General features: G+C 69.5%; 22 protein-coding genes and 1 tRNA gene. 14 read left to right on the forward strand and 9 right to left on the reverse strand.

Features of this window, described 5'->3' with window-relative positions; genetic code table 11:
- Positions 1–3: 3 nt before the first annotated feature.
- Positions 4–1263 (forward strand): branched-chain amino acid ABC transporter substrate-binding protein, encoded by a 1260-nt coding sequence (locus L1Z78_RS25465; protein WP_234639114.1) that lies wholly within the window; start codon positions 4–6, stop codon positions 1261–1263.
- A 162-nt stretch (positions 1264–1425) separates the two neighbouring features.
- On the opposite strand, the gene L1Z78_RS25470 is transcribed toward L1Z78_RS25465, so the two are convergent.
- Positions 1426–2145, reverse strand: coding sequence for a YggS family pyridoxal phosphate-dependent enzyme (locus L1Z78_RS25470; protein WP_234642266.1), 720 nt, complete (start codon positions 2143–2145; stop codon positions 1426–1428).
- A 37-nt stretch (positions 2146–2182) separates the two neighbouring features.
- Between L1Z78_RS25470 and L1Z78_RS25475 the strand changes: the two genes are divergently transcribed.
- From L1Z78_RS25475 to L1Z78_RS25490, 4 genes are all read left to right on the forward strand, one after another.
- Positions 2183–3226, forward strand: a complete 1044-nt coding sequence (locus L1Z78_RS25475) for a type IV pilus twitching motility protein PilT (RefSeq protein WP_234639115.1) — start codon at positions 2183–2185, stop codon at positions 3224–3226.
- Between the two features lie 31 nt (positions 3227–3257).
- On the forward strand, positions 3258–3890 hold the full coding sequence (locus tag L1Z78_RS25480) for a cyclic nucleotide-binding domain-containing protein (protein WP_234639116.1): 633 nt from the start codon (positions 3258–3260) through the stop codon (positions 3888–3890).
- A 106-nt stretch (positions 3891–3996) separates the two neighbouring features.
- On the forward strand, positions 3997–5133 hold the full coding sequence (locus L1Z78_RS25485) for a PilT/PilU family type 4a pilus ATPase (protein WP_234639117.1): 1137 nt from the start codon (positions 3997–3999) through the stop codon (positions 5131–5133).
- A gap of 122 nt (positions 5134–5255) precedes the next feature.
- Positions 5256–6167: an NAD(P)-dependent oxidoreductase gene (locus tag L1Z78_RS25490; protein WP_234639118.1), complete on the forward strand. Its 912-nt coding sequence runs from the start codon at positions 5256–5258 to the stop codon at positions 6165–6167.
- A gap of 70 nt (positions 6168–6237) precedes the next feature.
- On the opposite strand, the gene L1Z78_RS25495 is transcribed toward L1Z78_RS25490, so the two are convergent.
- The 3 genes from L1Z78_RS25495 to L1Z78_RS25505 all read right to left on the reverse strand — a co-directional run bounded on the left by L1Z78_RS25495 (position 6238) and on the right by L1Z78_RS25505 (position 8072).
- Positions 6238–6969 carry a BON domain-containing protein gene (locus L1Z78_RS25495; RefSeq protein ID WP_234639119.1) on the reverse strand — a complete coding sequence of 244 codons (732 nt, stop codon included), beginning with the start codon at positions 6967–6969 and terminating at the stop codon, positions 6238–6240.
- On the reverse strand, positions 6966–7574 hold the full coding sequence (locus L1Z78_RS25500; protein WP_234639120.1) for an SIS domain-containing protein: 609 nt from the start codon (positions 7572–7574) through the stop codon (positions 6966–6968). The genes L1Z78_RS25495 and L1Z78_RS25500 overlap by 4 nt, the downstream gene beginning before the upstream one ends.
- 72 nt (positions 7575–7646) lie before the next feature.
- Positions 7647–8072 (reverse strand): YraN family protein, encoded by a 426-nt coding sequence (locus tag L1Z78_RS25505; RefSeq protein WP_234639121.1) that lies wholly within the window; start codon positions 8070–8072, stop codon positions 7647–7649.
- Here L1Z78_RS25505 and rsmI point away from each other — a divergent pair.
- Positions 8072–9007, forward strand: a complete 936-nt coding sequence (rsmI, locus tag L1Z78_RS25510; RefSeq protein ID WP_234639122.1) for a 16S rRNA (cytidine(1402)-2'-O)-methyltransferase — start codon at positions 8072–8074, stop codon at positions 9005–9007. The genes L1Z78_RS25505 and rsmI overlap by 1 nt on opposite strands.
- Here rsmI and L1Z78_RS25515 read toward each other — a convergent pair whose 3' ends face one another.
- From L1Z78_RS25515 to L1Z78_RS25525, 3 genes are all read right to left on the reverse strand, one after another.
- Positions 9008–10264, reverse strand: a complete 1257-nt coding sequence (locus L1Z78_RS25515) for an Hsp70 family protein (protein WP_234639123.1) — start codon at positions 10262–10264, stop codon at positions 9008–9010.
- Positions 10265–10380: 116 nt separating this feature from the next.
- Entirely contained in the window at positions 10381–11205 is an 825-nt protein-coding gene (locus L1Z78_RS25520) for a VOC family protein (RefSeq protein WP_234639124.1), read from the reverse strand.
- Between the two features lie 25 nt (positions 11206–11230).
- Positions 11231–11782, reverse strand: a complete 552-nt coding sequence (locus tag L1Z78_RS25525; RefSeq protein WP_234639125.1) for an OsmC family protein — start codon at positions 11780–11782, stop codon at positions 11231–11233.
- 295 nt (positions 11783–12077) lie between these two features.
- Here L1Z78_RS25525 and L1Z78_RS25530 point away from each other — a divergent pair, with 295 nt between their 5' ends.
- From L1Z78_RS25530 to L1Z78_RS25560, 7 genes are read left to right on the forward strand one after another with little or no spacing between them, the layout of a single operon-like run.
- A complete protein-coding gene (locus tag L1Z78_RS25530; RefSeq protein WP_234639126.1) occupies positions 12078–13751 on the forward strand; it encodes a TIGR04028 family ABC transporter substrate-binding protein in 1674 nt (557 codons plus the stop codon).
- A 27-nt stretch (positions 13752–13778) separates the two neighbouring features.
- Entirely contained in the window at positions 13779–14726 is a 948-nt protein-coding gene (locus L1Z78_RS25535) for an ABC transporter permease (protein WP_234639127.1), read from the forward strand.
- On the forward strand, positions 14723–15661 hold the full coding sequence (locus L1Z78_RS25540; RefSeq protein ID WP_234639128.1) for an ABC transporter permease: 939 nt from the start codon (positions 14723–14725) through the stop codon (positions 15659–15661). Before L1Z78_RS25535 ends, L1Z78_RS25540 begins: the two co-directional genes overlap by 4 nt.
- Positions 15658–17349: a dipeptide ABC transporter ATP-binding protein gene (locus tag L1Z78_RS25545; RefSeq protein WP_234639129.1), complete on the forward strand. Its 1692-nt coding sequence runs from the start codon at positions 15658–15660 to the stop codon at positions 17347–17349. The genes L1Z78_RS25540 and L1Z78_RS25545 overlap by 4 nt, the downstream gene beginning before the upstream one ends.
- A complete protein-coding gene (locus tag L1Z78_RS25550; protein ID WP_234639130.1) occupies positions 17330–18442 on the forward strand; it encodes a putative FMN-dependent luciferase-like monooxygenase in 1113 nt (370 codons plus the stop codon). Before L1Z78_RS25545 ends, L1Z78_RS25550 begins: the two co-directional genes overlap by 20 nt.
- Positions 18439–19134 carry a CMD domain protein gene (locus L1Z78_RS25555; protein ID WP_234639131.1) on the forward strand — a complete coding sequence of 232 codons (696 nt, stop codon included), beginning with the start codon at positions 18439–18441 and terminating at the stop codon, positions 19132–19134. The genes L1Z78_RS25550 and L1Z78_RS25555 overlap by 4 nt, the downstream gene beginning before the upstream one ends.
- Positions 19131–19724, forward strand: a complete 594-nt coding sequence (locus tag L1Z78_RS25560) for an alkylhydroperoxidase domain protein (RefSeq protein WP_234639132.1) — start codon at positions 19131–19133, stop codon at positions 19722–19724. Before L1Z78_RS25555 ends, L1Z78_RS25560 begins: the two co-directional genes overlap by 4 nt.
- 37 nt (positions 19725–19761) lie before the next feature.
- Here the strand turns inward: L1Z78_RS25560 and L1Z78_RS25565 are convergent, their stop codons facing one another.
- Positions 19762–21267, reverse strand: coding sequence for a DASS family sodium-coupled anion symporter (locus L1Z78_RS25565; protein WP_234639133.1), 1506 nt, complete (start codon positions 21265–21267; stop codon positions 19762–19764).
- Positions 21268–21561: 294 nt separating this feature from the next.
- Here L1Z78_RS25565 and L1Z78_RS25570 point away from each other — a divergent pair, with 294 nt between their 5' ends.
- The gene (locus L1Z78_RS25570; protein ID WP_234639134.1) at positions 21562–21879 is read left to right on the forward strand and encodes a hypothetical protein; all 318 of its coding nucleotides are present in this window, start codon (positions 21562–21564) and stop codon (positions 21877–21879) included.
- 74 nt (positions 21880–21953) lie between these two features.
- On the opposite strand, the gene L1Z78_RS25575 is transcribed toward L1Z78_RS25570, so the two are convergent.
- Positions 21954–22030, reverse strand: a tRNA-Met gene (locus tag L1Z78_RS25575).
- Positions 22031–22048 lie beyond the last annotated feature (18 nt).

Consider the following 22048-nt stretch of genomic DNA (forward strand, 5'->3'; position numbering starts at 1 on the left):
GACATGCCCATCCGCCTTTCCCCGGCCTCTTTGGCCGCCGTCCTGCTGTGTGCCGGCAGCGCCCACGCCCAGGCCCCCGAGCCCTTCAAGATCGCCTTCATCGACCCGCTGTCCGGCCCCTTCGTGAGCACGGGAGAGCTGATGCGCGACCATGTGCAGTACGCCGTCGAGGACGTGAACGCCAAGGGCGGGCTGTTCAACGGCGCAAAGCTGCAGCTGCTGCAGTTCGACAGCAAGCTCTCGGCCCAGGAAAGCCAGGCCGCGCTGCAGGCGGCCATCGACCAGGGCGCGCGCGTGGTGGTGACGGGCGGATCGGGCTCGTCGGTGGTGGCGGCGCTGGTGCAGGCGGCCTCGCGCCACAACCAGCGCAATCCGGGCAAGGAGGTGCTGGTGCTCAACCATTCCTCCATCGACCCCGAGCTGACAGGCAAGGCCTGCAGCTTCTGGCACTTCATGTTCGATGCCAACACCGCCATGCGCATGCAGGCGATTGCCAGCTACATCAAGACCCAGCCGGGCATCCGCAAGGTCTATCTGCTCAACCAGGACTATGCCCACGGCAAGCAGTGGGCCGCCTACGGGCGCCAGCTGGTGGGCGCGGCACGGCCCGACATCCAGTTCACGGGCGAGATGCTGCATCCCATCGGCCGGGTCAAGGACTTCGCGCCCTATGTGGCCAAGATCAAGGAAACGGGTGCGGACTCGGTGATCACGGGCAACTGGGGCCAGGACCTGACCCTGCTGCTCAAGTCGGCCGCCGACTCGGGCTATGACCTGCGCTACTTCAACCACAGCGCGGGCGGCATGCCGGGCACGGTGACCTCGTTCGCCCAGACCCGCATCGGCCAGCTGACCTGGGTGGCCGAATGGCACCCGGGCCAGGCCGGCCGCCCATTGGCCGATGCCCGCGCCCAGGAATACAAGGCCCGCATGGGCAAGGACTTCCTGGCCCCGCGCATGGACCTGGTGCCGCGCATGCTGGCCGCCGCCATGGCCAAGGCCCGATCCACCGAGCCCGTGAAGATCGCGCTGGCCCTGGAGGATTTGCAGATGGACACCGTGGTCGGCCCCGTGCGCATGCGCGGCAAGGACCACCAGCTGCTGCTGCCCCAGGTGGTCAACACCATCGCCCCGGTGGACGGCAAACTGGTCAAGACCGGTTGGGAAGGCACGAACCACGGCTTTCGCACCGATGCCGTCTACACGCCCGAGCAGGTGGAGTTGCCCACGGACTGCCAGATGAAGCGGCCGAATGCGCGCTGAGCGAAGAAAGAAATACTGCGGGCCGCCTTGGAATGCCTTTTCAGGGCAGACGTCTTCAACAGGCACGGCCTAACTCAGGGACACCGAGGAAGGGCCGCCCCGCACCGATGGTGTCGCCGGCTGCCCGTATGCCCCCCTTCCAGGGGGAAGGCGCGCAGCGACTCAGGGGGTGACTCTTTTTCCGAAGATACCGCTGCCGACGCGCACCATCGTGCTGCCTGCGGCCACGGCCGCCTCCAGGTCGCCCGTCATTCCCATGGACACCGTGTCGAAGCGCTCCAGCCCCGGCAGGCCGCTGGCGCGGATCTGGGCGAAGACGGCGGCGGCGCGGGCATGCACCTCGCGCTGTGCCTCGAAGCCGGGCGCATCGTCGGGAATGCTCATCACGCCGCGCAGCGCCAGGCGCGGCAGCCGCACGATGGCGGCGGCCAGCTCCAGCGCCTGCTGCGGGGCCACGCCGGCCTTGGTCTCGCCGCCATCCACGTTCAGCTGGATGCAGACCTGCAGCGGCGCCATGCCCTCGGGACGCTGGGCCGACAGGCGCTCGGCGATCTTCAGGCGGTCCACGGTCTGGGCCCAGTCGAAATGCTCGGCCACCAGGCGCGTCTTGTTGCTCTGGATGGGGCCGATGCAGTGCCACTGCAGGGCCTCGCCGCCCGGCAGGCCCATGGCGCGCACGGCGGCGATCTTTTCCACGCCCTCCTGGATGTAGTTCTCGCCGAAGCTGCGCTGGCCGGCCAGCACGGCCTCGCGCACGGCATCGGCGCCGAAGGTCTTGGAGACGGCCAGCAACTGCACGGATGCGGCAGCCCTGCCGGACTGCCCGCAAGCCGAGGCAATCCGCTCGTGAATCTGTTGAAGCTTGTTTTCAATCGTCGTCATAATTGCCGCCAGCGTATCAAACGAGGGAGCGAGATCCGTGGACATCACCCAATTGCTGGCATTCAGCGTCAAGAACAAGGCCTCCGACCTGCACCTGTCTGCGGGGCTGCCCCCGATGATCCGCGTGCATGGCGACGTGCGCCGCATCAATGTCGATCCGCTGGACCACAAGACCGTCCACGCCATGGTCTACGACATCATGAGCGACTCCCAGCGCAAGGCCTACGAGGAGTTCCTGGAGGTGGACTTCTCGTTCGAGATCGAAGGCCTGGCGCGCTTTCGCGTCAACGCCTTCAACCAGTACCGGGGCGCGGCCGCCGTCTTCCGGACCATTCCCAGCAAGATCCTGACGCTGGAGCAGCTCAATGCGCCCCGCATCTTCGCCGACCTGGCCCTGAAGCCCCGCGGACTGGTGCTGGTGACCGGCCCCACGGGCTCGGGCAAGTCCACCACGCTGGCCGGCATGGTCAACCACCTCAACGAGACCGAGTACGGCCACATCCTGACGGTGGAGGACCCCATCGAATTCGTGCACGACTCCAAGAAGTGCCTGATCAACCAGCGCGAAGTCGGCCCGATGACGCAGTCGTTCTCGGCCGCGCTGCGCTCGGCGCTGCGCGAGGACCCGGACGCCATCCTGGTGGGTGAAATGCGCGACCTGGAGACCATCCGCCTGGCCATGACGGCCGCCGAGACGGGCCACCTGGTGTTCGGCACCCTGCACACCTCCAGCGCCGCCAAGACCATCGACCGTATCATCGACGTCTTCCCTGCCGAGGAAAAGGAAATGGTGCGCGCCATGCTCTCCGAATCGCTGCAGGCCGTGATCTCGCAGACGCTGTGCAAGACCAAGGACGGCCAGGGCCGCATCGCCGCCCACGAGATCATGCTGGGCACCAGCGCCATCCGCAACCTGATCCGCGAGGCCAAGGTGGCACAGATGTACTCCACCATCCAGACGAGTCAGAATGTGGGCATGCAGACGCTGGACCAGAACCTGACCGATCTGGTTCGGCGCAACCTGATCAGCCCGGCCGAAGCCCGTGCCAAGGCCAAGATACCGGAGAACTTCCCGGGCTGACCGACCACCGGCCCGCCTGTTGCCACGCGCCATGAAAAGCATTTTCCGCATGCTGCGAAACGGCCAGGAGCCCTCGGGCCCGGCCTCGGAGTCGGCTTTCTTCACGACCACGCTGGCGGCGCATGGTTTCCTGGACCCGCACACCCCTCCCGTTCCCTGGGAGGCGCGCGCCATCGAGGTCGGTGCCACGCGGCTGCCCCGCGGCGGCGGCAGCCAGCTGGAGCAGCTGTGGTCACGCGACCGCTACCTGGGCCAGCTCGATGCCGCCAGCCTGCAGCGGCTGAGCGACTACTTCATCTACGCGGCCGTGGCGCCGCAGCGCGACGTGATCCGCCAGGAGGAGAACGGCAGCTTCATGGCCGTGGTGCTGTCCGGGCAGATCGCCGTGGAGCGCCAGCAGCCCTGGGGCGAGCGCATGCGCCTGGCGCAGACACGGCCCGGCGACATCCTCGGCGAGATGTCGCTGCTCGACGGCGGGCCACGCTTTTCCAGCTGCACCACGCTGACCGACTGCGAGATCGGCGTGCTCAGCGCAGAAGCCCTGGACGAGATGATGGTCAAGGACGCCGCGCTGGCCGCCAAGCTGATGGCGCTGCTGGCGCGCAAGCTGTCGTTCCGGCTGCGCGCCATCAGCGTGCGCCTGGGCGAGGAGCAGCATACTTAGCGAAAGAATCCGCACGCCTGGCCCCGCCGGGCCCGGGCGGACGACCTGCAAATAACAATACAACCTGCGCGCCCATGCGGTGTGCAATGCCTGGGGGAATACGGCAATGGAAAGAGATCAGGCCACCAAGTTCATCAACGACCTGCTCAAGCTCATGGTCAGCCGCAACGGCAGCGACTTGTTCATCACGGCGGAGTTCCCGCCCGCGATCAAGATCGACGGGCGCATCACCAAGGTGTCGCCGCAGCCGCTGTCGCCCGTGCACACGCTGACGCTGGCGCGCTCGGTCATGAGCGACAAGCAGATCGCCGACTTCGAGCGCACCAAGGAATGCAACTTCGCCATCTCGCCCCCGGGCATCGGGCGCTTTCGCGTCAACGCCTTCATCCAGCAGGGCCGCGTGGGCATGGTGATGCGGACGATTCCGCTGGCCCTGCCCACCATCGACAGCCTGGGCGTGCCCCAGGTGCTCAAGGAAGTGACCATGACCAAGCGCGGCCTGTGCATCCTGGTCGGCGCCACGGGCTCGGGCAAGTCCACCACGCTGGCGGCCATGGTGGACTGGCGCAACGAGAACTCCTACGGCCACATCGTGACCGTGGAGGATCCCATCGAATTCGTGCACCCGCACAAGAACTGCGTGGTCACGCAGCGTGAGGTGGGCCTGGACACCGACAGCTGGGAGGCCGCGCTCAAGAACTCGCTGCGCCAGGCACCCGACGTGATCCTGATGGGCGAGATCCGCGACCGCGAGACCATGGAGCACGCCATCGCCTTCTCGGAAACCGGCCACCTGTGCCTGGCCACGCTGCACGCCAACAGCGCCAACCAGGCGCTGGACCGCATCGTCAACTTCTTCCCAGAGGAACGTCGCGCGCAGCTGCTGATGGACCTGTCGCTGAACCTGCGCGCCATGGTCTCCCAGCGCCTGCTGCCCAAGCAGGACAGCAAGGGCCGCGTGGCTGCCATCGAGGTGATGCTCAACTCGCCGCTGATCGCCGACCTGATCTTCAAGGGCGAGGTCGCCGAGATCAAGGAGATCATGAAAAAAAGCCGCAACCTGGGCATGCAGACCTTCGACCAGGCGCTGTTCGACCTGTTCGAATCCAACCTGATCACCTACGAGGACGCACTGCGCAACGCCGACTCGGTCAACGACCTGCGGTTGCAGATCAAGCTGGGCAGCCAGCGCGCCAAGTCGCTGGACCTGGCGGCAGGCACCGAGCATTTCGCCATCGTCTGAGGGCGTGCCACGCACGCTCTGAACGCGCCTTGCGCGCACGGAGCCGGGGTCCCGGCTCCTTCCAGGGCCGCGCCATACGCGGCCCTGCGCCACCCGCTCCCACCACCTCTCAGGAATCCCCCATGTCCGACTCCTCCATCGCCGCCCGCAGCTATGCGGACACCGCCCCGCTTTCCGTCGCCTTCCTGGGACTGGGCGTCATGGGCTACCCCATGGCCGGCCACCTGGCCACGGCGGGCCACCGCGTCACGGTCTACAACCGCACGCAGGCCAAGGCCCGCGCCTGGTGCGAGGAGTTCAACGGCGGCCATGCGGCCACGCCGCGCGAGGCCGTAGCCGGCGCCGACATCGTGTTCAGCTGCGTGGGCAATGACGATGACCTGCGCTCGGTCGTGCTGGGCCCGGATGGCGCCTTCGCCGGCATGCGCCGTGGCGCCATCTTCGCCGACCACACGACGGCCTCGGCCGAGGTCGCGCGCGAGCTGCACGCGGCCGGCCTGGCACTGGGCCTGCAGTTCATCGACGCCCCCGTCTCCGGCGGCCAGGCCGGCGCCCAGAACGGCCAGCTCACCGTGATGTGCGGCGGCGATGCCACGGCCTTCGCCACCCTGCAGCCCGTGGCCATGGCCTTCTCGCGCGCCTGCACGCTGATGGGCGACAGCGGCGCCGGCCAGCTCACCAAGATGGTCAACCAGATCTGCATCGCGGGCCTGGTGCAGGGCCTGTCCGAGGCCATCGCCTTCGGCCAGCGCGCGGGCCTGGACATTCCCGCCGTGCTCGACGTCATCGGCAAGGGCGCGGCCCAGAGCTGGCAGATGGACAACCGGGGCCGCACCATGGCCGAAGGCAAATTCGACTTCGGCTTCGCCGTGGACTGGATGCGCAAGGACCTGGGCCTGGTGCTGGCCGAGGCCCAGCGCAACGGCGCGCGCCTGCCCGTCACGGCCCTGGTCGACCAGTTCTATGCCGATGTGCAGCAGATGGGTGGACGTCGCTGGGATACGTCGAGCCTCATCAAGAGGCTCACCCCCTGAGCGGCTGAACGGCCATCAGCAATGAAAAAAGCCGGAACATGTTCCGGCTTTTGCTTTCAGGCGGCGGTGATCATTTCACCGGCGTGACAGTGGCGCCCACGGGGGTGGACAGGCTGCTTTCCGTAGGGCTGGCGGGGGCACTGGCCGCTGCGGCCCTGCCGGAATCGTCGGTGGTCACGGGAGCGGACTGGGGCTGCATGCGGGCCAGCTCGTCCTCGGAGATGACCTCGACCACGCGCACGACCTTGGTCACGTCGTTGATGCCGCGTGCGATCTCGGCGCCGCGCCTGGCTTCGCGCGGGGTGACGATGCCCATCAGGAACACCACCTTGTTCTCGGTCACGACCTTGAAGGCCGAGGCCTGGATGTCCTTGGCGTCCAGCAGGCTGGCCTTGACCTGGGTGGTGATCAACGCATCCTTGGAACGCTGGCCCAGCGTGGAGGTGAAGGGCGCCACCACGACCTCGTTGAAGACATGGCGCACCGTGGCCTGCTCGCGCACCAGCCTTTCCACGGTCTGGCGGTCGGCCTCGTTGCCGGCCTCGCCGGTCACCAGCACCTGGCGGTTGTAGCTGGTGACGTTGATGTGGGCCTTGTCGCCCAGCACTTCCGCGATGCGGTTGCCGGCCCGCAACTCGATGCCCTGGTCTTCCACCTGGGTGCCGGTGGTGCGGCGGTCCGCCGCCGACATGCCGGCCATCACGGCGCCGCCGCCCACCAGGGCGACACAGCCCGACAGCGTGGCGCCCAGGGACGCGACGGCAAGCACACCGCAGGCAGCGCGGGACCAACGGAACTTCATAGAGGCATCTCCTGTTCGCCAAGTAACTGGGCATCCACGCCGTCGCACAGGCAGTGCAGCACCAGCGTATGGGCTTCGCGCACGCGCGCGGCGCGGTCATGGGGCACGCAGATGAGCACGTCGGTCTCGCGCACGCGGGAAGCCAGCGTGCCGCCCGTGCGGCCGGTCAGCACCACGGCCATCATGTCGCGCTCATGGGCGGCATCCAGGGCCTCGAGCACGGCGGCGTCGTTGCCGGTGGCCGACAGCAGCAGCAGCAGATCACCGGGCTGGCCCAGGGCGCGCACCTGGCGCGCGAGGTACTGGGTGGCATTGCCGCCCGAGCCCGTGGCGCCCACGGTGCCCAGCAGCCCGCCGTCGGAGACCAGGGCCACGGCGGCCAGTTCGGGCCGGTCGCGCTCGAAGCCCGCCACGCACAGCGAGGCGAAGAGCTGGGCGTCGCTGGCCGAGGCGCCTGCGCCGCAGGCCAGCACCTTGCCTCCACTGGTCACGCAGGCCAGCATGGCCTGCACCGCCGCCGCAATGGGCTGGCTCAGCGCCTGGGCGGCCTGGTATTTCAGGTCGGCGCTGTCGATGAAATGCTGTTGGATACGTTGCTCAAGCATGGAGGCCCGATGATAACTGCGGCCCTTGAAGTCTTTCGTAGCCAGGCGTTATTTGTGCTGCAGCCGTAACGGTCAGGCGCCATCGGCATCGAATGCGGCCTGGAGCCATTGCACCAGCGGGGCCGCTCCGGGGTCGGAGGTCTCGACGAGCACCACGTCGAAGCGGCACGGTGGCGGCGCCGGCCAGCGCATCAGGTAGTGGCGCGCCGCCAGCACGATGCGCCGGCGCTTGGTGGCGCCGATGCTGGCGCCCGCGCCGCCGAAGGCGCGCGAGGCACGGCTGCGCACCTCGACGAAGACCAGGGTGCCCTCGCGCCCCCGCACGATGAGGTCTATCTCGCCACCGCCCCGCCCCGGCGTCCGATAATTGCGCTCGACCAGGCGCAGCCCGGCCGCCTGCAGATGGGCCAGCGCCGCATCCTCGGCCAGTTGGCCCCGGTGCCTGGTGGTGGTGGCAGACGGCCCCGCGCCTGCCGGCTTTTTCCCAAGGAAACCCATTGACTACCTCTTTCGCCGCCGCGCTGGGCGCAGCCAAGGATGCCGCCGCATCCCAGCATTATCCGCAGGGCGCCCTCTACGTGGTGGCCACGCCCATCGGCAACCTGGCCGACATCAGCCTGCGCGCCCTGCATGTACTGCAGACCGTGGACTGCGTGGCCTGCGAGGACACTCGCCATACCCAGGGCCTGTTGCGCTCCTATGGCCTGGACCGGCCCGGCAGCCAGTTGCTGGCCGTGCACCAGCACAACGAGGCCGAGGCCGCCCAGCAGGTGGTGGCGCGGCTGCAGCAGGGCGAGCGCATCGCCTATGTCAGCGACGCGGGCACGCCCGGCGTCAGCGATCCCGGCGCGCGCCTGTGCGCGGCCGTGCAGGCGGCCGGCCTGCGCGCGATTCCGCTGCCCGGCGCCAGCAGCATCACGGCCGCCATCAGCGTGGCGGGCGCCGTCACGCCTTCGCAGGGCGAGGGAGGTTTCGTCTTCGCGGGCTTTCTGCCCACCAAGTCGGCCGAGCGCCTGGCCGCCGTGCAGCAGCTGGCACTGCAGCCGCGCTGCACCGTGCTGCTGGAGGCGCCGCACCGCATTGCCGACCTGGCCGCCGCCCTGGCCACGCTGGGCGATCGCCCGGTGACGCTGGCGCGCGAGATCACCAAGCAGTTCGAGGACATTGCCACCATGCCCGCCAGCGCTCTGCCGGCCTGGCTGCAGGCCTCGCCCCAGCGCAGCAAGGGCGAGTTCGCCGTGGTCCTGCATCCCGTGGCCGCCCAGGAGGATGACGGCGATGCCCTGCGCGTGCTGCGCCTGCTGCTGGCCGAGCTGCCCACCAAGACCGCCGTGCGCCTGGCCGCCGAGATCACGGGCGCACCGCGCAACCGGCTCTATGACGCCGCGCTGGCGATCAAGCAGGCCGCCGAGGAGGACGGCGACGCGGAGTGATCAGGCATACGCGAGGCCGGTGGCCACGCCTCCGAACAGGTCACCCTCGACCTGAGGCACGCCCGGGAAGGCTTCGCGCAGCGCATCGCGCAGCGTGCGCAGGGCCGAGGAGCCGCCCGTGAGGTAGATGGCGTCCAGCGCCTGGGGCGCCACGCCGGCCAGGCGCAGGCACTCCTGGGCGCAGGCCACGACCTGCTGCAGCGGGCCCTGCAGTTGCGCGTGCAGCACCTCGGGCGAAATGGCGGCGGACAGGCCCGATTCCAGCCAGCCCAGCTCGATGGGCGACTCGGCATGGCGCGTGGAAGCCTCGATCTTGGCCTGTTCCACCACGGCGGCCAGGCGGTGGCCTTCGCGCAGTTCCAGCACGTCCATCAGGCGCTTGTGCAGGCGCTGGTCGCTGTAGTCGGTGCGCAGGTTGCGCGCCTCGGCCAGGGCCTTGGGCGAGTACAGCCACTGGATCAGGTGCCAGGTCGAGAGGTCGAAGAACACGCGGCTGGGCACTTCGCGGCCGCTGGGGCCGATGTGCCGGTAGCCCAGCAGCGGCATGAGCTGGGCCAGGTTGAGCCGGTGGTCGAAATCCGTGCCGCCGATGTGCACGCCGCTGGTGGCCAGGATGTCGTCGCGGCGGTCGCTGCGGCCGGCCTGCTCGGGGCCCAGGCGCACGACGGTGAAGTCGGAGGTCCCCCCGCCGATGTCCACCACCAGTACCACCGATTCCTGCGTGAGGCGCTGCTCGTAGTCCAGCGCGGCGGCGATGGGCTCCATCTGGAAGTCCACCTCGCCCAGGCCTGCGGCGCGCGCCGCGTCGGCCAGCGCCTGCTGGGCCTGGCGGTCGCGCTCGGGGTGGTCATCCACGAAATGCACGGGCCGGCCCAGTACCACGCGCTCTGGCAGACGGCCGTCCAGCGCGGCACGCGCGCGGTCGGCGACGCGGCGCAGGAACAGGCCGATGATGTCCTGGTAGCTCACGAGCTGGTCGTGCACGGCCGTCTTTTCCTGCAGCAGTGCGCTGCCCAGCAGGCTCTTGAGCGAGCGCATCAGGCGGCCCGGCTCGCCGTCCAGGTACTGGGCCATGGCGTCGCGGCCGAAGTGGGTGCTGTGCTCGTCCGTGTGGAAGAACAGGGCCGTGGGCATGCCGCAGGCCTCGCCTTCCAGCGGCAGCAGGCGCGCGGACTGGCCGGGCGCGCGCCAGGCCATGGCGGAGTTGGAGGTACCGAAATCTATGCCCAGCGTGGCAGGGGAGGAAGCAGTCGTCATGGCAAGCGGCGCCGCACCGCGGCGCCCCGGCTGGGCGGCCACGGCTGCAACGAAAACGCCCACCGAAGTGGGCATGGGTGTCAGCGGGGCGCCATTCTAGCGCCGCCGTATTTCGCCTAGGCGGCGACGGTTTCCCCGGCCGCAACCGCCTGCGCCAGCGCGATGCGCACGCCATGGGTGGCGGCATCATCGAGTACCCGTGCAGCCGAACGCTCGCGCACCGCCAGCTCGATCGCATAAGGGCCTTCTCCGCGCGTGGCCAGCCAGTGGCCCAGGGCGCCCGTGGCCACGCCCTGGGCCGGCGCGGCCAGCACCAGTTCGGTGGCCCCCAGTTGCAGCGAGGCCCGCCAGGCACCGCCATCGTCCGAGAGCCGGGCCTCGCCGATGTCGGCGCCCTCGCCCAGCAGTGCGCGCCAGCGCGCCAGGCTGGCGCGCAGGTCGTGCACGGCCACATGCAGGCGCGCCACGCCGGCCGCGCCATTGGCATGCACGCGCGCATCGCCCTCGGGCACCCGCAGCACGCGCGGCGTGAGGTCGCCGCAGAGAAAGGGCAGGTCCTGGCTGCGTGCGCGCGCATTGCGCCAGCGCAGCTGCGCGCCGTCGGGCCGCAGGCGCCCGCCTTCATAGGGTGCCTCGTAGGCCAGGCCACGCGCCTGGGCGGCGGCGACCACGGCCCCGGTCTCGGAAGGCAGCAGCGCGAAATCGACCAGGCCTTCGCCGTGGCGCTGCAGTTGCTGCCACCAGCGCTCCTCGGGCGCGGGTGCGCGCCAGGCGATGAGTTCGAAATAGGCGCCATCGGCGAAGACCACCAGGGCGTTGTGCGTGGAACGGCCCGGATGCTCGCCGCCGCGCAGCACGTTGAAGCCCAGGGCGGTGTAGTCGGCGATGGTGCGTTCCAGGTCCTGGACCGCGATGACGATGTGGTCGAGTGGCAGGCTCATGGCGATGCGCTTTCCAGGAAGGGGCTCAGGCCGCCAGGCGCTCGGTGGCGCTGGAGTCGGTGTGGCGCACTTCGGCGCGGATGGTCTGCGGGTTGCGCAGGAGGTTGAGGATGGGGCAGGTGCGCTCCACGGCCTCGAACAGCGCATCGATCTCCGCGCGGCTGGCGGGCGAATCGATGTGCACGGTGTAGCCGATCTCGTGCGGCCAGATGGGCGTGGCCTCGTGACCGGGCTTGCCGCCGCGCGGATCGATGATGCCCGTGACCTCGACCTCCAGGCTCTCCACGGGCACCTGGCGTTCGGCCGCCTGGATCAGGAAGATGTGGGTCACGCAGGTGCCCAGCACGCCCAGCTGCAGCTCGGGCGAGCTGGGACCCAGGTCATAGCCCGCGAAGTCGTGCGGACTGTCGCTGATGACCTGGTGCTCGCGAATGCGCAGGCGACGCACGCCGCTGCGTCCCTCGGCACGCACATGGGCCTTGAGATGGGCGGGCTGGGCCGTTCCGGCCGAGATGCGGGCACCGCGCGCCAGCACGGCGGCGCGCTTTTCGGAGAGATATTCGTTCAGGTGGCTCATGGAAGCTGGCTTTCGAAAGACTGCGCCCGGGCGCAGCGTTGGAGGACATGCCAGGCCATTGTTCAACCCGCCGCTGCCCCGGGGGAAGGACGCAATTCGTCTGCGCTTATGCGTGTGCCGGATATGGGGCGCCGAAGCCGCTTAGGCGATTTTCAAATAACGATGCAACTCGATATATGAGCGCAAATATTTGCCATCGATAGCATGAAAAGCATGGAGCCGGTCCTCGCCCCGTCTTTCGCGGCAGGGATCGGCGGTCTTGTTTTCAGCGCCCCAGCGGCGGCGAGGTAAGAACGTGTTTTCCCAATCGAAGGCGGGTCAGGTGGCATGGAAGGCCACGATAGCGGTGTTGGCGGGTGGCAGCCTGCTGCTGGCCGGTTGCTCCCGGCAGGCCGACACGGCGCAGGCCGGTGCGGCGGCCGGTCCGGTGCAAGGCGGCACCCTGGTCTATCTGGAGCAGCAGGCCCACACCAACCTCTATCCGCCGGCCGGAGGCTTCTACCCCAACGGCGGCGTGCTCAACCAGATCACCGACAAGCTGACCTACCAGGATCCGAAGACGCTGGAGATCCAGCCCTGGATCGCCGAGTCCTGGACCGTGAACGCCGATGCCACCGAGTACCAGTTCAAGCTGCGCCCGGGTGTGACTTTCTCGGACGGCACGCCGCTGGACGCGGCGGCCGTGGCGCGCAACTTCGACACCTACGGCCTGGGCAACAAGGCGCTCAAGCAGCCTGTGTCCGAGGTGATCAACAACTACGAGCGCAGCGAGGTGGTGGAGCCGCTGACGGTGAAGTTCTTCTTCAGGAAGCCTTCGCCGGGCTTCCTGCAGGGCACCTCGGTGATCGGTTCGGGCCTGGTCTCGCCGGCCACGCTGGACCGGCCCTTCGAGGAGCTGGGCGACGCCACCCGCATCATCGGCTCCGGCCCCTTCGTGGTGGCCAGCGAGACGCTGGGCAAGGAACTGGTGCTCAAGGCACGCAGGGACTACGCCTGGGGCCCCGCGAAGCTGGCCCACCAGGGCCGCGCGCGGCTGGACGAGGTGAAGTTCATCGTCACGCCCGAGGACAGCGTGCGCATAGGCGCGCTGCTGGCCGGTCAGGCCGGGCTGATCCGCCAGATCCAGGCCTATGACGAAAAGCGCGTCGAGGACCAGAAGTTCAGCATCTACGCCCCGCCCACGCGCGGCGTGAACAACAGCGTGGCCATCCGCCCGGACAACGCCCTGGTGGCCGACCTCAAGGTGCGCAAGGCGCTGCTGCATGGCACCAATGCCAAGGAGATCGTGGAGACGCTGTTCTCGCCGCGCTATCCGCAGGCGCGCTCGGTGATTGCCTCCACGGCGGCCGGCTTCGTGGACCTGTCGGCCAAGCTGGCCCATGACGAGGCCAAGGCGAAGCAGCTGCTGGACGAGGCCGGCTGGACGCTGGGCGCCAACGGCCTGCGCCAGAAGAACGGGCAGGACTTCGTGCTGTCCACCTACGAGTCCCTGCCCCAGCCGCAGAACAAGGAGACGCTGCAGCTCATCGCCCAGCAGTGGGCGCGCCTGGGCATCAGGCTCAACGTGCTGTCCGGCGACGCGGGCAGCCGCGCCGTGGACACGCTGGACCCCGACAAGACCGGTGTGCTGCCGGGCATGGTGGGCCGCGCCGATCCCGACGTGATCAAGAGCAACTACTACCCGACCAACCGCAACGTGCTGCTGCAAAAGGGCGGCGTGAGCCAGAAGGTCAAGTCCTTCGAGGACACGAAGCTCAACGGCCTGTTCGACGCCATCGCGGCCGAGACCGATGCCGCCAGGCGCCTGGCGCTGGCCGGCGAGGTGCAGAACTACCTGATCGACCAGGCCTATGTCATACCCATCTTCGAGGAGCCGCAGGCCTTCGCGGGTGCGCCCTGGGTGCGCGAGGTGGGCTTCGAGGCCGTGGGCCGGCCCAGCTTCTACAGCACCTGGCTGGCCAAGCGCTGACCGGAACGCTCCCTAGGAACCGCTCCCATGCCGCGCCGCTATCTGCTCAGCCGCATCGCCCAGGCCGCCCTGGTGCTGTGGGCGGCCTTCACGGTCTCGTTCATCCTGCTGCAGCTGCTGCCGGGCGACGCCGTGCTGATCAAGTTCCTGAACCCCGAGCTGGGCCTGGGCCCGCAGGAGATCGCCGACATCCGCGCGGCCTACGGCTCGGACCAGCCCGTGTGGCAGCAGTACCTGCACACGCTGGGCCAGTTCCTCACGGGCCACTTCGGCTATTCGCTGCAGGCCGGGGTCCCCGTGAGCCAGGGCCTGGCCACCAGTCTGCCGCCCACGCTCAAGCTCGCGGCCCTGGGCTTTGCCGCAGCCGCGCTGCTGGCCGTGGCGCTGGCGGCGGCGGCCAGCCTGGCGCCCCTGGCCTGGCTGCGCCACGCGCTGCACTCGCTGCCTTCGGTATTTGTCTCGGTGCCCGTGTTCTGGCTGGGGATCATGCTGATCCAGGTGGTGTCCTTCCGGCTGGGCTGGATCGCCGTGATCAATCCCGGCCCCTGGGAGGGCCTGGTGCTGCCCACGCTGACGCTGGCCGTGCCGATCTCGGCGCCGCTGGCCCAGGTGCTGCTGCGCAACATCGACGCCGTGCTGGCCCAGCCCTTCGTGGCGGTGGCCCGCGCCAAGGGCGCATCGCGGGCCTGGGTGCTGCTGCGCCACGTGGCACGCAACGCCCTGCTGCCCACGCTGACCATTGCCGGCGTGCTGTTCGGCGAGCTGCTGGCCGGTGCCGTGGTCACCGAGGCCGTGTTCGGCCTCAACGGCCTGGGCACGCTGACCCAGCAGGCCGTGGGCAACCAGGACACGGCCGTGCTCCAGGCCGTGGTCATGGTCTCGGCCACGGCCTTCGTGACCATCAACCTCGCCGTGGACCTGCTGTATCCGCTGCTCGATCCACGCCTGCGCCTTTCCGCGGAAAACAGGCCATGAATACCGCCGTCTCGAACATCCCTGCTGCCCCTATCGACACACAGGCCGCAGCGGCCCTGCCCACATCGCTGCCGCCACCGGCCCCCGTACCCGCCGCCTCCGGTGGCGGCTTCGTCCTGCCGACCCGGCTGCGGGCCCTGCGGCGCCTGCCGCCCACACTGGCCCTGGCCTGGCTGGTGATCGCCGTGGCCGCGCTGTGGGCGCTGGCGCCCGGCTGGTTCGCCCACCAGAATCCGATCGCGGGCCAGGCCGGCCAGCAGTTGCTGGCGCCGAGCGCCGCGCACTGGCTGGGCACGGATGCGCTGGGGCGGGACCTGTGGGCGCGCGTGGTGCATGGCGCCGTGCATTCGCTTTCCGGCGCCTTCGTGGCCGTGTCCGTGGGACTGGTCGCGGGCACGCTGATCGGCCTGGTCGCAGGTGCCACGGGCGGGCGCGCCGAGGAGGCGCTGATGCGCCTGGTCGATGTGCTGCTGGCCGTGCCCTCGCTGCTGCTGTCGCTGACCATCATCATCGTGCTCGGCTTCGGCACCATCAACGCCGCCATCGCCGTGGGCGCGGTGTCGGTGGCCAGCTTCGCCCGCCTGGTGCGTTCCGAGGTGGTGCGCGTGCGCCGCAGCGACTACGTGGAAGCCGCCTTCGGTAGCGGCGGGCGCTTTGCCGCCGTGCTGTGGCGCCATGTGCTGCCGAACTCGCTGACCTCGGTCATCGCCATGGCGGCGCTGCAGTTCGGCTCGGCCATCCTGGCGATCTCCACGCTGGGCTTCCTGGGCTACGGCGCGCCGCCGCCCACGCCCGAATGGGGGCTGCTGATCGCCGAGGGCCGCAACTACATCGCCACCGCATGGTGGCTGACGACGGCGCCCGGACTGGTCGTCGTGGCCGTGGTCCTGGCGGCCAACCGCATAGGCACGGCCTTCGCGCGGAGGCCCGCATGAGCGCCGTCATCGAAAAGCAGCTCCCCGGCACGGCGGCGATGAGCGCAGCCACGTCCGTGCTCGAAGTGCAGGACCTGGCCATTGCCTACCGTGATGCCGCAGGCCGGGAACAGCGCGTGGTGCACGGCGTATCGTTTTCCGTGGCGCCGGGCGAGGTGGTGGCCCTGGTCGGCGAATCAGGCTCGGGCAAGACCACCACGGCCCAGGCCGTGATCGGCCTTTTGGCCGACAACGGCCACCGCGAGCACGGCAGCATACGCCTGCAGGGCACCGAGGTCTCGGGCTGGCCGGCCGCACGCTGGAACGCCATCCGCGGCCGCGTGGTCAGCCTGGTGCCGCAGGACCCCACCATGTCGCTGAACCCCGTGCGCACGGTGGGCGACCAGGTGGGCGAAATCCTGCGCATCCACGGCCTGCGCGACCGCACGGCCGTGGAGGCGCGCGTGCTGGAGCTGCTGGCCCGCGCGGGCCTGTCCCAGCCCGCGCTGCGCGCGCGCCAGTATCCGCACGAACTGTCGGGCGGCATGCGCCAGCGCGTGCTGATCGCCATTGCCATCGCGCTGCGGCCCGCGCTCATCATTGCCGATGAACCCACGAGCGCGCTGGACGTGACGGTGCAGCGGCGCATCCTGGATCTGATCGATACGCTGCGCCGCGAGACCGGCACGGCCGTGCTGCTGGTCACCCACGACCTGGGCGTGGCCGCCGACCGCGCCCACCGGCTCATCGTCATGCAGGGCGGCCGCATCCAGGAGCAGGGACCCACGCTGGAGCTGCTGCGCAACCCGCAAAGCGCCTACACGCGCAGGCTGCTGTCGGATGCGCCTTCCCTCACACCTGCGCCCCGCCGCGCACGGCCACCGGCCGCGGGCGACGACTGGGCCATCGAGGTCGAGGACCTGGTCCACGAGTTCGAGGCACCCGGCCATGCCTCGCCCCATGGGCGCGGCATCTTCCGTGCCGTGGACGGCGTCTCGCTGCGCGTGCGCCGGGGCAGCACCCATGCCATCGTGGGCGAATCGGGCTCGGGCAAGACCACCACCATCCGCGACATCGTGGGCCTGGGCCGGCCCACGGCAGGCCGCATCCGCATCGAGGGCACCGAGGTCACGGGCCTGCGCGGCGAGGCCCTGCGCCAGCTGCGCCGCCGCGTGCAGCTGGTCTACCAGAACCCGTTCAGTTCTCTGGACCCGCGCCAGAGCGTGTTCGACATCATCGAAGAGCCGCTTCTGAACTTCGATCCGCTGCCCGCCAGCGAGCGCCGACAGCGCGTGCACGACATGCTGGTCCGCGTCGGCCTGCCGCCCGCCGTGCTGCAGCGGCGCCCGCATGCGCTGTCGGGTGGCCAGCGCCAGCGCGTGGCGATTGCCCGCGCCCTGGTGCTGCGGCCCGAGGTGGTGGTGCTGGACGAGGCCGTCTCGGCCCTGGACGTGACCGTGCAGGCCCAGATCCTGGCCCTGCTGACGCAGCTGCAGCAGGACCTGGGCCTGACCTATCTCTTCATCTCGCACGACCTTGCCGTGGTGCGCCAGATCGCCGACACGGTGTCGGTGCTGCGCGCGGGCAAGGTGGTGGACGCGGGCAGCGTCGAGGACGTGTTCCTGCGCCCCTCCAGCGACTACACGCGCGAACTCATGGACACCATTCCCGGCAAAAGGAGCATCGATTTTGTCCCTCACCCCGCCTGATACCAACCGTGGTCACGGCTCCCGCACCGGTCCGCGCCTGGGCTTCTTCAGCCGCCCGCTGGACGAAGCGCCGGCCGGCGAGCGCTACCGCCTGGTGGCCGAGCAGATCGCCCATGCCGAGGCCCAGGGTTTCGACACCGCCTGGGTGGCCCAGCACCATTTCCATGAAAGCGAGGGCGGCCTGCCCTCGCCCCTCGTTTTCCTGGCCCATGTGGCGGCGCGCACACGGCGCATCCGCCTGGGCACGGGCGTGGTCACGCTGCCGCTGGAAAACGCGCTGCGCGTGGCCGAGGATGCAGCCGTGCTGGATCTGCTGACCGGCGGCCGGCTGGAAGTGGGCCTGGGCACGGGCGGCACGGCCGAATCCTTCGAGGCCTTCGGCGTGCAGGGAGCCGAGCGTGGCGCCGTCTTCGCGCGCCATTTCGGCCTGCTCCAGGATGCCTGGGCCGGACGTGCCCTGCCCGGCGGCGTGCGCCTGTACCCGGCCGCGCCGCAGCTGCTGGAGCGCGTCTGGCAGGCCACGTTCTCGGCCGAGGGCGGTGCGCGGGCAGGGGCCAACGGCGACGGCCTGATGCTGTCGCGCACCCAGCCACGGCCCGAAGGCGCGCCGCAGGCCACGCTGTCCGAGATCCAGCACCCCATCATCGACGCCTACCTCGCCCGCCTGCCCGCAGGGCGGGTGCCGCGCATCCTGGGCTCGCGCACGCTGTTCGTGGCCGACAGCCGCGACGAGGCACTGCGCTGGGCGGAGGCCGGCCTGCGCCGCGTGGCCCGGCGCCATGCAGCCCAGCCTTCGCAATGGGCGGCGCGCGTCGACCCGCAGGCGCCGCTGCACGCGCTGATCGCCGCCTACGACGTGCACGTGGGCACACCCGACGAGGTGATCGCCACACTGCGCGCCGACTCCGCCCTGGCGCGCGTGAGCGACATCGTCTTCCAGGTGCACTCCATCGATCCGCCGCACGCCGCCATCCTGCGCTCCATCGAACTGACGGCCGCCCATGTAGCACCGGCCCTGGGCTGGCGCCGTGCCGATCTGCAAGCCCCCTCTTCCCTCCCCGCAGTCCGGGCCGGACTGCTGCAAGCCGCATGACCATGAACACCACCGCAACGCCCCGCTTTCCCGGCGACGTGATCGACCACCTCGCCGACATCGCCCCCGGCAGCGCCCTGGACCGCGTGCGCCGCCACCGCACCGAGGCACGCACGCAGGCCCAGCAGAGCTTTGCCGCCCTGTTCACGCCCGCCGAGCCCGTGCCCGGCACGGTCTCCCTGCGCGAGCGGCTGGCCCTGGCCGCCTTCACGGCAGGGCTGCATGGCGAGTCGCGCAGCGCCGCCTTCTATGCACGCGCGCTGGCCACCGAGGACGCGGAACTGGCCGCCGTGGTGGCGTCCGAAGTGGTGCGTGGCCGCGCCCAGAGCCTGCAGGCCGGCAACGGTCCGCACGGCCCCTACGGCCGCTACCCGGCAGGCCCGCTCAGCCGCGAGGACCAGCCCGGCCCCGCCTATGCCGTGGACCCGGCCCACGCCGCACTGCTGGGCCCGCGCCTGGCCGCGGCGCTGGCCCATGCCCACCTGCTGGCCTACCACCCGCGCGACGCCAGCGCCGGAGCCCTGCAGGCGCTGCAACAGGCGGGCTGGAGCGAGACGGACATCGTCATCCTGTCCCAGCTGGCGTCCTTCCTGTCCTTCCAGATCCGCGTGGTGGCGGGGTTGCGCGTGCTGGCTGCACGCCCCGCGCCCCCGGCAGCCCATCAACCCACCACCCTGCAAGCCCAGCCATGACCTCAACGAACTCCGCCGCGCCCCAGGTCTTCACCCAGGAGCCGCTCGACTGGCTGCCATGGATTGAACCGCTGGACGAAAGCGAGCTGACCGAACGCCACCAAGCAGGCCTGGTCGATGCCTCACGCGCGCAGTCGCCCTACTTCCGCCTGCTGGCGCGCGACCCCGACACGCTGGGCGCGCGCACGCGCACCGACAAGGACATCTTCTACAACCCCGACGCCGGCCTGCCGCGCGCCGAGCGCGAGCTGGCCGCTGCGGCCACCTCGCGCGCCAATGGCTGCATCTACTGCGCCTCGGTCCATGCGCGCTTTGCCACGCACTTCTCGCGCCGGGGCGGCGACGTGCAGCGCCTGCTCGACGAAGGCCCGGGCACGGACCTGGGACCGCGCTGGAACGCCATCGTCACGGCCGCCGTGGCGCTGACCCAGACGCCGCCTGCGCTGGAGCCCGCCCACATCGATGCGCTGCGCGCCGCCGGCCTGGATGATGCCGCCATCTCCGACGTGCTGCACGGCACGGCCTTCTTCAACTGGGCCAACCGGCTCATGCTGTCGCTGGGCGAGCCGCGGCACATCGCGCCGGGCTGAGCCGTCCCGACGAAGCGGCCGGATCGGCCGCTCCCCGTCACCACAGGCCCAGCAACTTCCACCAGGCGCTGCCGGCCACGGCGAAGATCAGCAGCTCTATCACGCACATGGCCGCGCCCACGCGCCACCAGTTGCCCAGCGTGACGTAGCCGCTGCCGAAGATGATGGGCGAGGTGCCGGTGGCATAGTGGGTCAGCGTCATCATGATGGCCGAGCCGGCCGTCATCATCAGCATGAAGGGCACGACATACTCCGCCGGGATCAGTTGCGCGCCCACCGTCAGGAAGGCCAGCATCATGGCGCTGATGTGGGCCGTGGTGCTGGCGAACAGGTAGTGCGAGAACACGAAGACCCCCACCAGGATGGCGGCCACGGGCAGCCAGTCCAGGCCGCTGGCGACGATGGCGTTCTTCAGGCCCTCTGCGAACCAGGCGACCACGCCCAGCTTGTTGAGCTGCTCGGCCAGCATGACCAGGGCACCGAACCAGACCAGGGTGTCCCACGCGCTTTTCTCGGACAGCACATCATCCCAGTCGATGGTGCCGGTGATGATCAGCGTGAACAGGCCCAGGAAGGCCACCACGGTCGGGTCCAGCGTGAAGGCGGGGCCGAACAGCATCTGGGGCACGTTGGCCCACAGCAGCAGCATCATGCCGAAGGTGCCCAGCATCACGCGCTCCCTGCCCGACAGCGGCCCCATGCGGGCCATCTCGCTGCGTGCATATTCCACAGCGTTGGGCGTGGCCTTGAGCTCGGGCGGCGACAGCAGGTAGATGGCCAGCGGCATCAGCAGCAGGCACAGCAGGCCCGGCAGCAGCATGTACAGCGCCCAGGTGGTCCAGCTCAGGTGCAGGGCCTGGCCCGTGGCCTTGGCCACGAAATCCACCACCAGCGGGTTGGGCGCCGTGGCCGTCAGGAACATGGCCGAGGTGATGGGATTGGCATGGTAGTTGACCAGGGCCAGGTAGGTGCCCACCTTGCCTTGCGTCCCCTTGGCAGGGTCCGACTCGAAGGCGTTGGCGATGGACTTCATGATCGGGTGCACGATGCCGCCGCCGCGCGCCGTGTTGCTGGGCGTGAACGGTGCCAGCACCAGCTCGCAGATCGCCAGGCCGTAGCCTATGCCCAGGGTCCGCTTGCCCATCAGCGCGATGAACATCAGGCCGATGCGATTGCCCAGGCCCGTCTTCTTGAGCCCGCGCGAGATCAGGATGGCCACCACGATCAGCCAGATCAGCGGGCTGGAAAAGCTGCTCAGCGCATCGGTGATGGCGCCCTTGGACGAGCCGGATGTGACCTGGGACAGCGAGACGATGACGATGGCCATCAAGGCCATCACGCCGATGGGCATGACCTTCAGGATGATGGCCACGATGGTGGTCAGGAAGATGGCCACCAACTGCCAGCCCTTGGGCGTCAGCCCCTCGGGCACGGGCAGCAGCAACAGCCCGAACAGCACCAGGGTGGCGATCAGCGCAGGCACCAGCCGGAACGGTACGGCCGCCTTGAAGTAGCGAAACAGCGAGGCAATCTTGTCGAGCATGTGGATCCTTTGCGTTGCCAGTGCGGCGCCGACAGGCCACGCATTGCCCGGATCAAAAGCCAACAGGCTTGCACGGGCATTGGCGGCCGCGCCGCATGATTGACATCATGATGCACTGCAGCATGAACTCGGCGGTCCGCCGGGTTCCGCTCCACCGGAGTTTGACAGGCATCAAGCCCATGCCAGTAAAGCCGGTGCCCAGGCCGCTGCGCGCGCCGTGCACATGCCAGCATTCCCGGACCGGGCGCGCTTCGCCTCGGTGTACCCATGCAGTAAAACAGGAGAAAAGCCGACATGCCAGCCAACCGATTCTTGCCCGAGGAATGGGAATGCCGCCTTCAGGAAATCGACCTGGAGATCGCTCGCCACGCCGTCATCTGCAAGATTCCGCTCCTGCAGGCCGGCGTGGTGGAACGCGTGCTGGCCGACGACGCCAGCGTCTGCGGCGCAGGGCACGAGACCGCGTTCAAGACGCTGCGCGGTCTCTTGTACATGCACTACACCGAAGTGCTGCACATCAGTGAGGTGCTCAGCCCCGATGCGGCCCAGGAGATCGCCCACCGCGTGCGCCTGCGACTGGCGCAACGCCTGGGCCAGCAGCTCGGAGGCTGAGGACGGGCGGCCTTGCCTTGCGTCGGCAAGGCAAGAAAAAAGGGCTACGACACAGTCGTAGCCCTTTTCCAATTTGGTTGCGCGAGAAGGATTTGAACCTCCGACCTTTGGGTTATGAGCCCAACGAGCTACCAGACTGCTCCATCGCGCGGTATTCCAAAATTATAGC

Origin of the sequence: Delftia tsuruhatensis, from assembly GCF_903815225.1 — a bacterium.
Classification (GTDB): Bacteria; Pseudomonadota; Gammaproteobacteria; order Burkholderiales; family Burkholderiaceae_C; genus Comamonas; species Comamonas tsuruhatensis_A.

What these genes read in the sequence shown, in the direction of transcription:
- L1Z78_RS25465 (WP_234639114.1), top strand. Translation starts at nt 4, where the DNA reads ATGCCCATCCGCCTTTCCCCGGCCTCTTTGGCCGCCGTCCTGCTGTGT.
- L1Z78_RS25470 (WP_234642266.1), bottom strand. Translation starts at nt 2,145, where the DNA reads ATGACGACGATTGAAAACAAGCTTCAACAGATTCACGAGCGGATTGCC.
- L1Z78_RS25480 (WP_234639116.1), top strand. Translation starts at nt 3,258, where the DNA reads ATGAAAAGCATTTTCCGCATGCTGCGAAACGGCCAGGAGCCCTCGGGC.
- L1Z78_RS25485 (WP_234639117.1), top strand. Translation starts at nt 3,997, where the DNA reads ATGGAAAGAGATCAGGCCACCAAGTTCATCAACGACCTGCTCAAGCTC.
- L1Z78_RS25490 (WP_234639118.1), top strand. Translation starts at nt 5,256, where the DNA reads ATGTCCGACTCCTCCATCGCCGCCCGCAGCTATGCGGACACCGCCCCG.
- L1Z78_RS25495 (WP_234639119.1), bottom strand. Translation starts at nt 6,969, where the DNA reads ATGAAGTTCCGTTGGTCCCGCGCTGCCTGCGGTGTGCTTGCCGTCGCG.
- L1Z78_RS25500 (WP_234639120.1), bottom strand. Translation starts at nt 7,574, where the DNA reads ATGCTTGAGCAACGTATCCAACAGCATTTCATCGACAGCGCCGACCTG.
- L1Z78_RS25505 (WP_234639121.1), bottom strand. Translation starts at nt 8,072, where the DNA reads ATGGGTTTCCTTGGGAAAAAGCCGGCAGGCGCGGGGCCGTCTGCCACC.
- L1Z78_RS25515 (WP_234639123.1), bottom strand. Translation starts at nt 10,264, where the DNA reads ATGACGACTGCTTCCTCCCCTGCCACGCTGGGCATAGATTTCGGTACC.
- L1Z78_RS25520 (WP_234639124.1), bottom strand. Translation starts at nt 11,205, where the DNA reads ATGAGCCTGCCACTCGACCACATCGTCATCGCGGTCCAGGACCTGGAA.
- L1Z78_RS25525 (WP_234639125.1), bottom strand. Translation starts at nt 11,782, where the DNA reads ATGAGCCACCTGAACGAATATCTCTCCGAAAAGCGCGCCGCCGTGCTG.
- L1Z78_RS25535 (WP_234639127.1), top strand. Translation starts at nt 13,779, where the DNA reads ATGCCGCGCCGCTATCTGCTCAGCCGCATCGCCCAGGCCGCCCTGGTG.
- L1Z78_RS25540 (WP_234639128.1), top strand. Translation starts at nt 14,723, where the DNA reads ATGAATACCGCCGTCTCGAACATCCCTGCTGCCCCTATCGACACACAG.
- L1Z78_RS25545 (WP_234639129.1), top strand. Translation starts at nt 15,658, where the DNA reads ATGAGCGCCGTCATCGAAAAGCAGCTCCCCGGCACGGCGGCGATGAGC.
- L1Z78_RS25555 (WP_234639131.1), top strand. Translation starts at nt 18,439, where the DNA reads ATGACCATGAACACCACCGCAACGCCCCGCTTTCCCGGCGACGTGATC.
- L1Z78_RS25560 (WP_234639132.1), top strand. Translation starts at nt 19,131, where the DNA reads ATGACCTCAACGAACTCCGCCGCGCCCCAGGTCTTCACCCAGGAGCCG.
- L1Z78_RS25565 (WP_234639133.1), bottom strand. Translation starts at nt 21,267, where the DNA reads ATGCTCGACAAGATTGCCTCGCTGTTTCGCTACTTCAAGGCGGCCGTA.
- L1Z78_RS25570 (WP_234639134.1), top strand. Translation starts at nt 21,562, where the DNA reads ATGCCAGCCAACCGATTCTTGCCCGAGGAATGGGAATGCCGCCTTCAG.